This is a genomic window from Embleya sp. NPDC127516 (assembly GCF_044765325.1).
In the GTDB taxonomy this organism is placed as follows: Bacteria; Actinomycetota; Actinomycetes; order Streptomycetales; family Streptomycetaceae; genus Embleya.
Map to the genome: position 1 here is coordinate 237662 of NZ_JBIWJT010000002.1, position 15969 is coordinate 253630.

General features: G+C 71.5%; 14 protein-coding genes and 1 riboswitch. Of the genes, 13 read left to right on the forward strand and 1 reads right to left on the reverse strand.

Going from position 1 to position 15969, the window contains the following annotated elements; translation table 11 throughout:
* Window positions 1–64 precede the first annotated feature (64 nt).
* The 13 genes from ACIRL2_RS03570 to gcvP all read left to right on the forward strand — a co-directional run bounded on the left by ACIRL2_RS03570 (window position 65) and on the right by gcvP (window position 15303).
* A complete protein-coding gene (locus ACIRL2_RS03570; RefSeq protein WP_395872200.1) occupies window positions 65–2560 on the forward strand; it encodes a sugar phosphate nucleotidyltransferase in 2496 nt (831 codons plus the stop codon).
* A 201-nt stretch (window positions 2561–2761) separates the two neighbouring features.
* Window positions 2762–3757 (forward strand): DUF881 domain-containing protein, encoded by a 996-nt coding sequence (locus ACIRL2_RS03575; RefSeq protein ID WP_395872202.1) that lies wholly within the window; start codon window positions 2762–2764, stop codon window positions 3755–3757.
* On the forward strand, window positions 3754–4086 hold the full coding sequence (locus tag ACIRL2_RS03580; RefSeq protein ID WP_020548716.1) for a small basic family protein: 333 nt from the start codon (window positions 3754–3756) through the stop codon (window positions 4084–4086). The genes ACIRL2_RS03575 and ACIRL2_RS03580 overlap by 4 nt, the downstream gene beginning before the upstream one ends.
* Before the next feature lie 411 nt (window positions 4087–4497).
* On the forward strand, window positions 4498–5415 hold the full coding sequence (locus tag ACIRL2_RS03585) for a DUF881 domain-containing protein (protein WP_395872308.1): 918 nt from the start codon (window positions 4498–4500) through the stop codon (window positions 5413–5415).
* Window positions 5416–5488: 73 nt separating this feature from the next.
* Window positions 5489–5875 carry a glycine cleavage system protein GcvH gene (gene gcvH / locus ACIRL2_RS03590; protein WP_026217856.1) on the forward strand — a complete coding sequence of 129 codons (387 nt, stop codon included), beginning with the start codon at window positions 5489–5491 and terminating at the stop codon, window positions 5873–5875.
* Between the two features lie 373 nt (window positions 5876–6248).
* Complete coding sequence (locus ACIRL2_RS03595; protein WP_395872204.1) at window positions 6249–6767, forward strand: FHA domain-containing protein; 519 nt, start codon at window positions 6249–6251, stop codon at window positions 6765–6767.
* A gap of 26 nt (window positions 6768–6793) precedes the next feature.
* Entirely contained in the window at window positions 6794–7519 is a 726-nt protein-coding gene (locus tag ACIRL2_RS03600; RefSeq protein WP_402229894.1) for a MerR family transcriptional regulator, read from the forward strand.
* Window positions 7520–7664: 145 nt separating this feature from the next.
* On the forward strand, window positions 7665–8138 hold the full coding sequence (locus ACIRL2_RS03605) for a bifunctional nuclease family protein (RefSeq protein WP_020548711.1): 474 nt from the start codon (window positions 7665–7667) through the stop codon (window positions 8136–8138).
* Between the two features lie 404 nt (window positions 8139–8542).
* A complete protein-coding gene (locus tag ACIRL2_RS03610; protein ID WP_395872208.1) occupies window positions 8543–9157 on the forward strand; it encodes a MerR family transcriptional regulator in 615 nt (204 codons plus the stop codon).
* 47 nt (window positions 9158–9204) lie between these two features.
* Entirely contained in the window at window positions 9205–9891 is a 687-nt protein-coding gene (locus ACIRL2_RS03615; RefSeq protein WP_395872210.1) for a vancomycin high temperature exclusion protein, read from the forward strand.
* Window positions 9892–9931: 40 nt separating this feature from the next.
* Window positions 9932–11290 carry a DNA polymerase IV gene (locus tag ACIRL2_RS03620; protein ID WP_395872212.1) on the forward strand — a complete coding sequence of 453 codons (1359 nt, stop codon included), beginning with the start codon at window positions 9932–9934 and terminating at the stop codon, window positions 11288–11290.
* 55 nt (window positions 11291–11345) lie between these two features.
* A complete protein-coding gene (locus ACIRL2_RS03625; protein ID WP_402229898.1) occupies window positions 11346–12038 on the forward strand; it encodes a DUF4230 domain-containing protein in 693 nt (230 codons plus the stop codon).
* A gap of 48 nt (window positions 12039–12086) precedes the next feature.
* Window positions 12087–12183: riboswitch (glycine riboswitch) on the forward strand.
* A gap of 201 nt (window positions 12184–12384) precedes the next feature.
* Window positions 12385–15303, forward strand: a complete 2919-nt coding sequence (gene gcvP / locus ACIRL2_RS03630; RefSeq protein ID WP_402229901.1) for an aminomethyl-transferring glycine dehydrogenase — start codon at window positions 12385–12387, stop codon at window positions 15301–15303.
* A 40-nt stretch (window positions 15304–15343) separates the two neighbouring features.
* On the opposite strand, the gene ACIRL2_RS03635 is transcribed toward gcvP, so the two are convergent.
* Window positions 15344–15934: a TetR/AcrR family transcriptional regulator gene (locus tag ACIRL2_RS03635; RefSeq protein ID WP_395872218.1), complete on the reverse strand. Its 591-nt coding sequence runs from the start codon at window positions 15932–15934 to the stop codon at window positions 15344–15346.
* Between the last annotated feature and the right edge of the window lie 35 nt (window positions 15935–15969).

A 15969-nucleotide genomic window follows, 5' to 3' on the forward strand; every position in this document is an offset into this window, starting at 1 on the left:
CCACCCGGCCCCGGCAATTCAGCCGTGGGCGCGGGTGGTGTGACGCGATAGGAGGACGAGACCGATGAAGGCCGTCGTCATGGCCGGAGGCGAGGGCACCCGCCTGCGCCCGATGACCTCCAGCATGCCCAAGCCGCTTCTGCCGGTGGTGAACCGGCCGATCATGGAGCACGTGCTGCGGCTCCTGAAGCGGCACGGACTCTCCGAGACCGTAGTCACCGTCCAGTTCCTCGCGTCGCTGGTTCGCAACTACTTCGGCGACGGCGAAGAGCTCGGGATGAGCCTCACCTACGCGAACGAGGAGACCCCGCTCGGTACCGCCGGCAGCGTCAAGAACGCCGAGGAGGCGCTCAAGGACGACACATTCCTGGTCATCTCCGGCGACGCGCTCACCGACTTCGACCTCACGGCGCTCGTCGAGTACCACCGCGCCAAGGGCGCGATGGTCACCGTGTGCCTGACCCGAGTGCCCGACCCGCTCGAGTTCGGCATCACGATCATCGACGACGAGGGCCGGGTGGACCGGTTCCTGGAGAAGCCGACCTGGGGTCAGGTCTTCTCGGACACCGTGAACACCGGGATCTACGTGATGGAGCCCGAGGTCTTCGACTACGTCGCCGCCGGCGTGTCCGTGGACTGGTCCGGCGACGTGTTCCCCAAGCTGCTCAAGGAGGGCAAGCCGATCTACGGCTATGTCGCCGAGGGCTACTGGGAGGACGTGGGCACGCACGAGAGCTACCTCAAGGCCCAGGCCGACGTGCTCACCGGCAAGGTCGACGTGGACATCGACGGCTTCGAGCTCTCGCCGGGCGTCTGGGTCGCCGAGGGCGCCGAGGTGGACCGCGAGGCGATCCTCAAGGGTCCGCTGTACATCGGCGACTACGCCAAGGTCGAGGGCGGCGTGGAGATCCGCGAGCACACCGTGCTCGGCTCCAACGTGGTGGTCAAGCGCGGTGCGTTCCTGCACAAGGCGGTCGTGCACGACAACGTGTACATCGGCCCGCAGACCAACCTGCGCGGCTGCGTGATCGGCAAGAACACCGACGTCATGCGCGCGGCCCGGATCGAAGAGGGCGCGGTGATCGGCGACGAGTGCCTGATCGAGGAGGAGTCCCTGGTCGCGGGGGACGTGCGGATCTACCCGTTCAAGACGATCGAGGCCGGCGCGGTCGTCAACACGTCGGTGATCTGGGAGTCGCGCGGCCAGAAGTACCTGTTCGGCCCGCGCGGGGTCTCCGGCATCCTCAACGTCGAGATCACCCCCGAGCTGGCCGTGCGGTTGGCCGGCGCGTACGCCACCACGCTCAAGAAGGGGGCCACCGTCACCACCGCGCGTGATCACTCGCGTGGTGCCCGCGCCCTCAAGCGAGCGGTCATCTCCGCGCTCCAGACGTCCGCGATCAACGTGCGCGACCTGGAGAACGTGCCGATGCCGGTGGCCCGCCAGGAGACCGCGCGCGGCTCGGCGGGCGGGATCATGATCCGCACCACGCCCGGGGTGCCGGACTCGGTGGACATCATGTTCTTCGACGAGCGCGGCGCGGACCTGTCGCAGGCCGCGCAGCGCAAGCTCGACCGGGTCTTCTCGCGTCAGGAGTACCGCCGCGCGTTCCCCGGCGAGATCGGCGAACTGACTTTCCCCGCACGGCCGTTCGACAGCTACTCGGGTTCCCTGTTGAAGGCGCTGGACATCACCGGCGTGCCCGAGTCCGGGCTCAAGGTGGTGGTGGACGCCGCACACGGCAACGCCGCCCTGCTGCTGCCCAGCATCCTGGGCCGGCTGGGCATCGACGCGCTCACCGTGAACTCCGGTCTGGACGACGCCCGCCCCACCGAGACCGCGGACGAGCGGCACGAGGGGTTGGTGCGGCTGGGCGAGATCGTGGCCTCCTCCAAGGCCGCGTTCGGCGTACGGTTCGACCCGGTCGGCGAGCGCATGTCGCTGGTGGACGAGCGCGGTCGGCTCATCGACGACCATCGCGCGCTGCTGGTGCTGCTGGACTGCGTCGCGGCCGAGCGCGGCGGCGGCAAGATCGCGCTGCCGGTGACCACGACCCGGATCGCCGAGCAGGTCGCGGCCTACCACGGGGTCCAGGTGCAGTGGACCACCACGTCGCCGGACGACCTGGCCCGCGTGGCCATGTCCGACGACACGATCTTCGGCGGCGACGGACGCGGCGGCTTCGTGGTCCCCGAGTTCAGCACCGTCTTCGACGGTACGGCCGCGTTCGTCCGGCTGATCGGGCTGGTCGCGCGCACCCAGTTGACGCTGAGCCAGATCGACGCGCGGATCCCGCGCGCGCACGTGCGCCGGCGGGACGTGCCCACGCCGTGGGCGGCCAAGGGCATGGTGATGCGTCGGGTCGTGGAGGCGGCGGGCGACCGCGAGATCGACACCACCGACGGCGTGCGCGTGGTGGAGGCCGACGGGCGCTGGGCGCTGGTGCTGCCGGACCCGGCCGAGGCGGTCACCCACGTGTGGGCCGAGGGCCCGGACGATACCGCCGCGGACGAACTCCTGGACGAGTGGAGCCGGGTCGTGGAGCACGCGGGCGACTGACGGCCCTTCCCGGCCGCCGACTCCGGCGGTGCGGGCAGCCGTCTTGTAGGGTCTTCCCCGGCCGTGGATCGCCTGCCGCGATCCACGGCCGGACCCGGTATCGGACCCTGCATCGAGCACTCCGTCGGGCATGGAACGATGGGGCGCATGTCATCGCGGGAGACACCAGGCACGAGCCGGTACAGGCGGCCGGATGCCTCGATGTCCCTGCTCGTGGACATGATGACGAACAGCCTGGACGCGGGCTACGCGGAGGCCACCGCCCGCCGCGCGGTGCGCGGCGACACCGGGATGAACAAGGGCCCGCTGGCCCGGGTGCTGGCCGTGGTCGGGGTCGCGCTGATCGCGATGATCCTGATGGTGGCCGCGATGAAGGTGCACGCGGCCGCCCCACAGGCCGAGCGCGAGCGGCATCAACTGGTGGATCGCATCCACACCGACGAGGCCGAGGTGGACGCGCTCACCGCCACCGTCGAGCGATTGCGCGCCGAGGTGGACGCGATCCAGGAGGTCTCGCTGCCCAAGGGCGCCAAGGATCGGGTCGAACTGCTCGCGCTGCTCACCGGATCCGACCCGGTCGAGGGGCCGGGCCTGAAGGTGATCGCGGACGACGCCAAGGGCTCGGACAACACCGACGGCTCGACCGACCCGCGCCAGGCCGAGGCGGCGGCGAACGGCCGGATCCTGGACCGCGACCTCCAGCGGCTGGTCAACGGCCTGTGGAAGGCCGGCGCCGAGGCCATCTCGATCAACAACCAGCGGCTGACCGCGCTGTCCGCGATCCGCGCCGCCGGTGCCTCGATCCTGGTCGACAACCGGCCGCTCGCGCCGCCGTATACGATCCTGGCGATCGGTGACGCCAAGCCGATGCAGGTCGAGTTCATGGTCGGCGCGGACGGGCGATATCTGCGCCAGCTTCAGGAGAACTACGGGATCCGGGTCAACCTGAGCGCACAGAAGAAGCTCAAGCTGCCCGCCGCGCTGGGCACCTCGTTGCGCTACGCGGACGTACCCGGCGGCCCGCCGCCCGCGAGCACACCGCCGAGTACACCCGCGAGCCCGCCGGCGAAGCAGACCCCGGGCACACCGCCCGCGACGGCCGCGGGCCGGAGCACGGCCCCGCCGAGCGGTTCGGCCCCGCCGACCGGCTCGTCGACACCGCCGCAGAAGCAGACCGAACGAAAGGGTAAACAGTGATCGCGGTCCTCGGCCTGGTCCTCGGGGTCGTGGTCGGGTATCTCGCCCGACCCGTGATCCCGCACGAGCTGGAGCCGTACCTGCCCATCGCGGTGGTGGCCGCGCTGGACGCGGTCTTCGGCGGTCTGCGCGCACTGCTCGACGGCATCTTCGACGACAAGGTCTTCGTGGTCTCGTTCCTGTCGAACGTGGTCGTCGCCGCGCTGATCGTCTTCCTCGGCGACAAGCTGGGTGTCGGAGCGCAGTTGTCCACCGGCGTGGTGGTCGTGCTCGGCATCCGGATCTTCTCCAACGCGGCGGCCATCCGCCGGCACGTCTTCCGGGCCTGACGGGGAGTCACACACATGGCCGACGAAACGGACGAGACGCGCGGGCGGCACGCCCGCCACGACGAGGATCCCCGCGACCTGGGCATCCCACGCACGGCCGCGGAGCCCGCGCTCGAGGCCGTTCCCGGACCCGAGCCGGAACCCGAGGTCGAGCCGGAGGCGCCGGCCGCCCGCAAGCCCACGATCGAGACCCGGCGCCCGGTCGACCTCTATCACGAGGGCCGGCACATCCGGGAGCGGATCCGCGAGCAGGCCGCCGAGGTGACCTCGGAGATCCCGCCGATCACCGCGCCGATCCGCGAATCGGCCCGGGAGACGCGGGAAACACCCCAGGTGCCCCAAACGCATCGGGCGGCGCAGGCGCCGCAGACGCCCCGGGCGTCCGCGGAGCCCCGGGCCGCGCGGGCGTCCGTGCCGCCCCTGGTGCCCGCGGCGCCCCCGCCCGAACAGGCCCGGGAGCGCGAGGTGTCCGGGCCGCGCGACCCCCTCGCGCAACCGCACGCGGGGGCGCACGCGGTGGCGCGCGACACGCCCGGGCCGGAAACGGATTCGAACGCGGTTTCCGAGCCGCACCCGCACGAGCGGGTCGACGATCAGCCGGGCCGTCGCAGGCTGCTCGAGGCGTTCTGGCCGCCGCGCGTGAGCCGGGCCCAACTCGTGGGCGCGGTACTGCTGTTCGCGCTCGGCGCGGGGCTGGCCATCCAGGTTCGCTCGAATACCGCGTCCGATCCGCTGCGTGGTGCGCGACAGGAGGACCTGGTCCGCGTGCTGGACGAACTCGGCGAGCGCACCCGGCGGTTGGAGGACGAGAAGCATCGTCTGGAGAACAGCCGCACGCAGCTCCAGAACAGCAACGACCGGGTCCAGGAGGCGCGTGAGCAGAACGCGGCCAAGGCGGACGCCCTGGGCGTCCTCGCGGGCACCGTCAAGGCCAGCGGGCCCGGCATCACCCTGACCATCACCGATCCGCAGCGCACGGTCAGCGGTGACGTGCTGCTGGACACGCTCCAGGAACTGCGCGCGGCGGGCGCCGAGGTGATCCAGATCAACGACGTGCGCGTGGTGGCCGGCACCTGGTTCAACGGCACGCCGCCCGGCGACATCGTGATCGACGGCACCAAAGTGCTGCCGCCGTACGTGTTCAAGGTGATCGGCAATCCGCAGGATCTCCAGCCCGCGTTGAACATCCCCGGGGGTGTCGTCAAGACCCTGGAGAAGAAGCAGGCGGGGGCCATTGTCACCCCCTCGCAGGAGGTGCTGATCGACGCCTTGCGGCCTGCGAACAAGCCTGGTTACGCTCGCTCGGCACCGGGCGCCGGTAACGGGTGAGCACACCTGACAGAATCAGTCCGCCGGTCGCCGTCGGTGCACACTCATCAGGCAAGAAGGGCAGGCTGTCCGCATGTATCCCGCAGATCTCGCGTACACGACGGAGCACGAATGGGTGCGCGTCATGGAAGAGATCTCCGGGACGGTGCGGATCGGCATCACCGAATTCGCGCAGGACGCGCTCGGTGACATCGTCTACGTCACGCTGCCGCCGGTCGGCACCCGCGTCGTGGCCGGACAGCCCTGCGGCGAACTGGAATCGACCAAGAGTGTCAGCGACCTCTTCGCGCCGCTCGACGGCGTCGTGACCACCGTCAACGACGTGCTCGACGGTGCACCGGAGTTGGTCAACTCCGATCCCTACGGCGACGGTTGGATGTTCGAGGTACGCCTCGACGATCCCGCCGCACCGGCCGCGCTCTTGGACGCGGCCGCCTATCAGAACAGCCTTGGCTCCTGACGGCCCGGCGAAGCGGTAGGCAGTCCATCACCACGACCCACTCCTCCTGCCCCACGGGCGGGCCAGGTTCTCTCGGGGAGGTTCGCCCGTGAAGTTGTTCGCGAAATTGTTCGGTCGTTCCCGTCGCTCCGGCGACGCGCCGGCTGCCGATGCGGGGAGGTCCGGCAACCCGCCGGCCGCCCCGCCGACGATGCCCCCGGGCACCCCGTACGGGGCGTCCGCCGGCTCACCCCCCGCACCCGCTCCGCACCTGGGCGAGTCCGACGCGACCGCCGGGCATGTCGCTGTTGACCAGGAACACACGGCGCGCATAAGTTTCGGGCAACTCTCGACCGAAGGTCGAGGTGCGACCGGCACGGGTCAGGAGGCCGACGTGGTGGTGTGCGGCGCCTGCGGGCATCACAATCCGCCCGGCGGCCGGTTCTGCTCCAACTGCGGCGCTCGGCTGGGCGCGGGCGCCGAGCGCGCGTCCGAGCAGACCTCGACCATCTCGATCAGCGGCATCGAGGCGCTGGACGCGGAACCCGCTCCCCGCGAGATCCTCACCCCCGAGGCGCAGGCCGCGGTGGACGCGCTGCCGCCGGGAACCGCGCTGCTCGTGGTGCGCCGGGGCCCCAACTCCGGCAGTCGCTTCCTGCTCGACTCGGACCGCACCACGGCCGGTCGGCATCCGCAGAGCGACATCTTCCTCGACGACGTCACGGTCTCGCGCAAGCACGCCGAGTTCCGCCGCACCCCCGGCGGCTTCGCGGTCGCCGACGTGGGCAGCCTGAACGGCACCTACGTGGGCCGCGAGCGGATCGACGAGGTTCCGTTGGCGCCGGGCGACGAGGTACAGATCGGCAAGTACCGACTGGTCTTCTTCCCCAGCCGCCAAGGGCAGATCGGGTGAGTCCGGCGGCGGCCGGATCGGTCTCCTTGAGCATCGGCGGGGTGTTGACCCTGCTGCGTCCCGAGTTCCCGGACATCAGCATCTCCAAGATCCGGTTCCTCGAGGCGGAAGGGCTCATCGAGCCGCAGCGGAGCCCGTCGGGCTATCGCAAGTTCGGCCCCGCCGACATCGAACGACTGCGCTACGTGCTGCGGGTGCAGCGCGACCGTTACCTGCCGCTCCGGGTGATCAAGGATCAACTGGACGCGATGGATCGCGGGCTCGAACCGGCCGGCCCGACCCCGGCCGAATCCGCACGAGCGCAGGACGCCGAAGGCGATCCGGACTCGGCCGGTCGGGAGGGCACCACGGTGCTGCTCGACCGGCCGGGCCTGATCGCCGCGGCCGGCATCCAGGACACGGACCTGGCCCGGCTGGAGGAATTCGGCCTGATCCAGCCGCGCCGTCCGCGACCCGGCGCCGGCGGCGACGGCGAGCAGGCGCTGGTCTACGACGGCGACGCGCTGGTGGTGGCCCGGCTGGTGGCCGCGCTGGGCCGCTATGGCGTGGAGCCGCGCCACCTGCGGCAGACCAAGGCCGCCGCGGACCGTGAGGCCGCCCTGGTGGAACAGATCGTCGCGCCGCTCCTGCACCGCCGGGGCGCCCGCGCGAAGGCGGGCGCCGAGGAGACCGTACGCGACCTGCTCGCGCTCACCTCGCGCCTGCACACCGTCCTGGTCACCACCGCGCTCGCGCCCCGCCTGGGCCGCTGACCCACGCCGCCCGCGACGGGCGCCGATCGGGCCGCGAGGCGGACCGTGACGTGAACACCGGATCACGAAGAAAAAACGACGAATCCCCGACCTATTCGGCCCCCGGGGATCGGTGACCGACAGCCGAGCGCGCTAGTGTGGCGATGTGAACGAGCTAGAGGTTGTGGGCGTCCGGGTGGAGATGCCCTCTAACCAGCCGATCGTGCTCCTACGGGAGACGGGGGGCGATCGTTATCTCCCCATCTGGATCGGCCCGGTAGAGGCGACGGCCATCGCGTTCGCCCAACAGGGCGTGGTACCCGCGCGTCCTCTGACGCACGATCTCTTCCGGGACGTGCTGGAGGCGTTGGGGCAGGAATTGACCCAGATCCGGATCACCGACCTGCGCGAGGGCGTGTTCTACGCCGAGCTGGTCTTCTCCGGCGGCGTGGAGGTCAGCGCGCGCCCGTCGGACGCGATCGCGCTCGCGCTGCGAACCGGGACGTCGATCGTCGGCAGCGACGCGGTCCTGGACGAGGCGGGCATCGTGATCCCCAACGAGCAGGAGGACGAGATCGAGAAGTTCAGGGAGTTCCTGAACGACATCTCGCCCGAGGACTTCGGCACCACGAGCCAATAGTCGGCCCGCCGCGGCCGGGTGCACGTCCGGAACCGCCGACCGTCCCGCCCGCCGCTCCCGGCGAGGCGGTAGCGGGCGGCGGTTTTTTCGCGTCCGGGACCGGTCGGCTCCGCCCCGGGTGCGCCGGCGCGCCGTCGATCATGCCCGATCCGGCTCGATCCGCTTCGATCAGAGGCAAAGCGGCCAGACCTACCCCTGGGCAACCGGTTCAAACCACTCGTGCGAGCAGCGTCACTCGGCGTGCCGAACGGCCCGGTCGTTGACGCGCTGTTGGTGACTGCCTACCGTCGAAATCGACAGTTCCGGGATGACCCCTGCGCGTTGCACCTCGCCGCCTGCGGCCCGGGACTGAAAGAGACTCTCCGCGCCGTACTCGGGCGTGGGGAGACGAAAGGGAGGTCGGCGTGAGCAGCACCGGCGACATCACGGCGGCGGAACGCGCCCGCACGGCACGTCCTCTGCCGGCGACCGACCCCGGTGCGGGCCCCCGGCGGCAGGACGTCACGCCGCCCGGCACCCCGTCGGAGGACGTCGGTTACCGGGGCCCGACGGCGTGCGCGGCGGCCGGCATCACCTATCGCCAACTCGACTACTGGGCCCGCACCGGCCTGGTCGAGCCCACGGTCCGCCCGGCCCACGGCTCGGGCACGCAGCGGTTGTACGGCTTCCGCGACATCCTGGTGCTGAAGATCGTCAAGCGGCTCCTGGACACCGGTGTCTCGCTGCAGAACATCCGGATCGCGGTGGCCCACCTGCGCGGACGCGGAATCGGCGACCTGGCCGGGATGACCCTGATGAGCGACGGTGCCAGCGTGTACGAGTGCACGTCGTACGACGAGGTGATCGACCTGGTCCAGGGTGGTCAGGGGGTCTTCGGGATCGCCGTGGGGGCGGTGTGGCGCGAGGTGGAGGGCTCGCTCGCGCAGCTCCAGGGCGAGCACACCGGCACGGGAGAACCGATCACGCAGGTTCATCCGGGTGACGAACTGGCACGCAGACGCAGGGACAAAGCGGTCTGAGCCGCCCGGGGGAGGGTGGGAACCGGTTCGCCGGGCAGGACGTCCCCATGGACGTGATCCTTCGTCGGCCGACCCTGCCGCGCTCGCGGCGGGCCCAACGGCGCGGCTATCAGGCCGCCGTCCTGCTCGCCGTCGCCGGGCTGACCCCGATCACGGGGCTGCATCTGTACGCCGGGAACCGGGTCCGCACGGTGGCCGACGTGCCGCACGAGGACGTCACGATGGTGCTCGGCGCGGGCGTGCACGGGGACCGGCCGTCCGATCTGCTGGCCCGCCGGCTCGACGTCGCGCTCGCGTTGTACCGGGCCGGCAAGACCCGGGTGATCCTGGTCAGCGGTGACGGCGGGGACAACCGCTACGACGAGACCAGGGTGATGCGGCGCTACCTCGCGGACCGGGGAATCCCGCAGCACCGGATCGTGACCGACGAATCGGGATTCTCCACCTGGGAGTCCTGCATCCGCGCCAAACGCGTCTACGGGATCGACCGGGTCATCGTGGTCACCCAGAGCTTCCATCTGCGCCGTGCGCTCGGCCTGTGCCGGGCCGCCGGGATATCCGCGTACGGCGTCCCGGACGAGTCCTTCGCGTGGGGCCACATCGGGCCCACCGTGTACGGAACCGGTCGCGAGACGCTCGCCGCGATCAAGGCGGCCGGGCAGATCGTGCTGAAGCCGGATCCGCGGGTGATAGGCCCCGAAAGCGACGAGATCCGACGCGCCCTGAGCGGTTGAACGCGCGTTCTGTCGGACCCGTGCGTCATCATTGCCCGGTGTGAGACATGCCCCCGGCATCCTCCACCTCGACATGGACGCGTTCTACGCGTCGGTGGAGCAGGCCGCGAAGCCCAGCCTGGCCGGCAAGGCGGTCATCGTCGGCGGCATCGGCGCGCGCGGCGTGGTGGCCACCGCCTCCTACGAGGCCCGGGTGTTCGGCGTGCGCTCGGCGATGTCGATCGGCGAGGCCCGCCGGCGCTGCCCCAACGCCGCCTTCCTCAGCCCGCGCTTCGCGCTGTATCGCCAGGTCAGCGACACCGTGATGGAACTGCTGCACCGGCTGTCGCCGCTGGTGGAGCCGCTCAGCCTGGACGAGGCGTTCGTCGACCTGGAGGCGGGCCCGCACGGCGGCACGCTGGACACCGAGCGGGTCACCGAGATCGCGGTACGCCTGCGCGCGGACATACACGCGGCCACCGGGCTCACCTGCTCGGTCGGCGCGGCCACCTCCAAGCTTCTGGCCAAGATCGCCTCCGAGGCGGACAAGCCCGACGGGTTGTGCGTGGTCGTGCCCGGAACCGAGCGGGCGATGCTCGACCCGCTGCCGGTGCGCGCGCTGCCCGGGGTCGGCCCGGCCACCGGCGACGTGCTGCGCCGGGCCGGCCTGGACACCGTGGCCGACCTGGCCGCGGTCGACGAGAGCGAACTGGTCCGGCTGCTCGGCCAGGCGCACGGACACGGCCTGCACGTTCTGGCCGCCGGGCTGGACGCGCGCCCGGTGGTCGCCGACCGGGACGCGAAATCGGTGTCCGTGGAGGACACCTTCCCCACCGACCTGGTCGACCGCGAGCGCATCACCCGGGAGCTGGACCGGCTCTCGATCCGGTGCGTGGAGCGGCTGCGCGCCGCCGGGCGCTCCGGGCGCACGATCGTGCTCAAGCTGCGCCGCTACGACTTCAGCACGCTGACCCGCTCGGAGACGCTGCGCGGGCCCACCGACGACCCGGGGGTGGTGCGCGAGACGATCCGCCGGTTGGCCGCGCAGGTGGACGTCACGGGCGGCGTGCGGCTGCTGGGGGTGGGTGTCGGCGGGCTGGCCGACTTCGCCCAGCAGGACCTGTTCGGCGCGGCCGAGCCGGAGCCCGCCGAGCCGGACGAGCAGGACGAGGAAGGCGCGGAGGGAGACCGGGAGGTGCCGGTACCGGCCGCCCCGAAGCGGGTCTCCTGGTCGCCCGGTCAGGACGTGGTGCACGAGGAGTTCGGGCCCGGCTGGGTGCAGGGCAGCGGCGTCGGGCGGGTCACCGTGCGGTTCGAGGTGCCGGGTGGAAAACCGGGCCGGGTGCGCACGTTCGCGATCACCGATCCCGCGCTGCAACCGGGGGAACCGATTCCGCTGCCCGCCGCCGACGGGGGATAGCCGGGGCGATCCGGGGCAGGCGCCGGGCAGACGACTCCTCGGGGGTGTCCTCACAATGACTGATGTCAAAGAGCGGCCGGCGCGAGGGCAGGGTGCCTTCCGATCGGTTCGCCGCAGGCTCGGCCTGCCGGCCTTCCTGGTCACACTCCTGGTCGGCTTCATCGTGCTGGCCCTGGTGCTGGTCGGCTTGGTCAACCTGCTGCCCGGCAAGTTCAATCCGTTCGGCGAGACCACCAAGGACCACAGCGGACCGGTGATGCTCAAGGCCGTGCAGGATCTCAGCCGCTACGAGGCGGTCAGCGGCACCTTCCAGGTCGTGGTCGACCTGGAGAAGGACGCGAAGTTCCTGCCGGACGCGGTCCGAGGCCAACGCACGCTGTTCGTCGGCGTCGGCCAGGTGGGTGGTTTCGTGGAGTTCGGCGGGATCGGCCAGGACGCGATCCGGACCTCTCCGGACAACAAGAGCGTGACCATCAAACTCCCGCACGCGCGGCTCGCGCCCGCCGCGCTCGACCAGAAGAACAGCCACGTGATCGCCCAGGACAAGGGCCTGTTCGACCGCTTCGGCGACTTCTTCTCCAGTAATCCCGGCGACCAGCAGCAGCTCTACGTGCTGGCCACCAAGAAGATCGACGACGCGGCGAAGACCGCCGGACTGGTGGAGCGCGCGGAACGGAACACCACCGGTATGCTCCAGGGCATGATGCGCTCCCTGGGCTACACCACGACCACTGTGACGTACGCCTAGTGCGAAGCCCCTGGTGGGTGTCACGCTGATACCGTTGAAGCCGCCCATTACGTTCGCGCGGGAGAGTCCTCGTGTCGTGCACACGAGGCGCCGAAGGAGCAACTCCTCCCCGGAATCTCTCAGGCACCCGTACCGCGTGGTCGTGGGCACTCTGGAAAGCAGGATCCGCGGATGGCTCGCCGAGCCGGGTCGGATCCTCGCCGACGGTGCAAACCGCGCCCGTGGGAACCGGTCCGACCGGTCCTCCCGGGCGCGGTGAAGCTCTCAGGTACAGATGACAGAGGGGGAGGCCGGTGGACGCGCGACCCGCGTGTCCGTCCAGGAGCGATCCAGGAGGCCTTTCGCGATGACCCCGCGCACCCCTGCCCCGCGTGCTCACGCCGTACTCCCCTCCGGCCCCGGCTCGTTGACCGGCTTGGAGGCCGCGTCGCCGTTCACCGGCCGGCACATCGGTCCGGACACCGACGAGCAGGCGAAGATGCTCGCCGCGATCGGCTACGGATCCCTGGACGAGCTGACCGACGCGGCGGTGCCCGCCGCGATCCGCGCGCTGGAGGGCTTCGAGCTGCCCGCCGCGCGCAGCGAGGCCGAGGTGCTCGCCGAGCTGCGCGAGCTGGCCTCCCGCAACAGCGTGCTGACCTCGATGATCGGGCTCGGCTACCACGGCACCTTCACTCCGCCGGTGATCACCCGCAACGTGCTGGAGAACCCGGCCTGGTACACCGCCTACACGCCCTACCAGCCGGAGATCTCGCAGGGCCGGCTGGAGGCGCTGCTCAACTTCCAGACCGTGGTCACCGACCTGACCGGCCTGGACGTGGCGGGTGCCTCGCTGCTGGACGAGGCCACCGCCGCCGCCGAGGCGATGACCCTGGCCCGCCGGGCCGGGCGGGCCAAGAGCGACGTGTTCGTGGTGGACGCGGCCACGCTGCCGCAGACGATCGCGGTGGTGCGTACCCGCGCCGAAGCGCTGGGCATCGAGGTCGTGGTCGCCGACACCGCGCGGGGGCTGCCCGAGGGCGGCTGCTTCGGCGTGCTGCTGCAGTACCCCGGTGCCGACGGCCGGGTCCGCGACCTGACCCCGGTGATCGAGGCCGCGCACGCGCAGGGCGCGCTGGTGGCGGTCGCCGCCGACCTGCTCGCGCTCACCGTGCTGCGCGCGCCCGGCGCGATGGGCGCCGACATCGCGGTGGGCACCAGCCAGCGGTTCGGCGTGCCGATGGCCTTCGGCGGCCCGCACGCGGGCTACCTGGCGGTCCGCGAGAAGCTCACCCGCAGCATGCCGGGCCGGTTGGTCGGGGTGTCCGTGGACGCCGACGGCGCGCCCGCCTACCGACTCGCGCTGCAGACCCGCGAGCAGCACATCCGCCGGGAGAAGGCGACCAGCAACATCTGCACCGCGCAGGTCCTGCTGGCCGTGATGGCGGGCATGTACGCGGCCTACCACGGGCCGGACGGGCTCACCTCGATCGCGCGCCGCACGCACCGGTATGCGGCCGTGCTCGCGGCCGGACTGCGCGCGGGCGGCGTCGAGGTCGTACACGGCGACTTCTTCGACACGATCACCGCGCGGGTGCCGGGCCGGGCGGCGGACGTGCTCGCCGCGGCCCGCGCCGCCGGGATCAACCTGCGCCCGGTGGACGCCGACCACGTCGCGATCACCTGCGACGAGACCACGCTGCGGGCGCATGTCGAGGGGGTCTGGGGCGCGTTCGGGGTCACCGGTGACGTGGCCGCGCTGGACGCGGACACCGCCGACGCGCTGCCGACGGCGCTGCTGCGCGACACCGAGTTCCTGACCCACCCGGTCTTTCACACGCACCGCTCCGAGACCGACATGCTGCGCTACCTCAAGCGGCTCGCGGACAAGGACTACGCGCTGGACCGGGGGATGATCCCGCTCGGCTCGTGCACGATGAAGCTCAACGCCACGGTCGAGATGGAGCCGATCACCTGGCCCGAGTTCGCGAACCTGCACCCGTTCGCGCCGGTCGACCAGGTCGCGGGCTACCTGGAGCTGATCGACGGGCTCGCCGACTCGCTGGCCCGGATCACCGGCTACGCCAAGGTCTCGCTCCAGCCCAACGCCGGTTCGCAGGGCGAACTCGCGGGCCTGCTCGCGGTCCGCGCCTACCACCACGCCAACGGTGACACCGCCCGCGACGTGTGTCTGATCCCCTCCTCCGCGCACGGCACCAACGCGGCCAGCGCGGTGATGGCGGGCATGCGCGTCGTGGTGGTCAAGACCGGCGAGAACGGCGACGTGGACCTGGCCGACCTGCACGACAAGATCGAGCGGCACCGGGACACGCTCGCCGTGCTGATGGTGACCTACCCGTCCACGCACGGCGTGTTCGAGGAGGGCATCGAGCAGGTGTGCGCGGCGGTGCACGAGGCCGGCGGCCAGGTGTACGTGGACGGCGCGAACCTGAACGCGCTGGTCGGGCTGGCCCAGCCGGGCGGCGCGATCGGCGCGGACGTGTCGCACCTGAACCTGCACAAGACCTTCTGCATCCCGCACGGCGGCGGCGGTCCGGGCGTGGGGCCGGTCGCGGTGCGCGCGCACCTGGCGCCGTACCTGCCCAACCACCCGCTCCAGCCCACCGCGGGCCCGGAGACCGGCGTGGGGCCGATCTCCGCCGCCCCGTGGGGCTCGGCGGCGATCCTGCCGATCCCGTGGACCTACCTGCGCCTGATGGGCCCGGAGGGCCTCAAGGAGGCCACCCAGGTCGCGGTGCTGGGCGCCAACTACATCGCCAAGCGGCTCGCACCGCACTTCCCGGTGCTCTACACCGGCCCGAACGGCCTGGTCGCGCACGAGTGCATCATCGACGTGCGGGGGATCACCAAGGCCACCGGCGTCAGCGTCGACGACGTGGCGAAGCGGCTGATCGACTACGGCTTCCACGCGCCGACGATGTCCTTCCCGGTGCCCGGCACGCTGATGATCGAGCCGACCGAGAGCGAGAACCTGCGGGAGATCGACCGGTTCTGCGACGCGATGATCGCGATCAAGGGCGAGATCGACCGGGTCGCGTCCGGTGCGCTGCCCGCCGACGACAACCCGCTCGGCAACGCGCCGCACACCGCCGCGCTGCTCGCGGGCGAGTGGACGCACGCCTACACCCGCGAGGAGGCGGTCTTCCCGGCCGGTGTGGTGCCGGCCGAGAAGTACTGGCCGCCGGTGCGCCGGATCGACGGCGCCCAGGGCGACCGCAACCTGGTCTGCTCGTGCCCGCCGATCGAGGCATACGGCAACAACTGACCTCGGCCGCGCGGCCCGTTCCCGATCGAACGCGCTTCGATCAGGGGCGGGCCGCGCCGTGCGTCAGCAGGTGGGCAACCGACGCGGCGAAACCGGGCTTGGCGGCCAGGTCGCTGCCCAGCACGCCGAACATCAGCGCGCCGCTGAGCGACTCGAAGAGCAGATCGGCGTCCACGTCCGGGCGGGCCTGGCCGCGCGCGATCGCGTCCGCCACGAAGGCCCGGAAGATCGCCCGGACCGGGTCCATCCTGGCCACGAGCAGTTCCTTGAGCTCGGGCTGGTCGCGGTACTCGGCGAGCAGCCCCGGCACCGCGCCCGCCGTCTCCGGGCGGCGGAAGGACTCCAGCGCGGCCTCGGCGAAGCGCAGCACACCGGTCGCGAAGTCCTCGTGCGGCAGCGGCCGGAAGCTCATTTCCCGGGCCGGATAGACCGCCTCGTGCACCAAGTGCGCCTTCGACGGCCAGCGGCGGTACACGGTCGGCCGGGTGACCCCGGCCCGGCGCGCGACCGCGTCGATGCTGACCCGGTTGTACCCCTGCTCGGCGATCAGCTCGCGGGTCGCGGACAGGATCAGTTCGTCGGTACGCGGATCACGCGGGCGACCGGGCCGAGGGGTGCCGCCAGTGCCCATGGGTATGGAACTCCGAGTCGTTCGCGCCAACATCG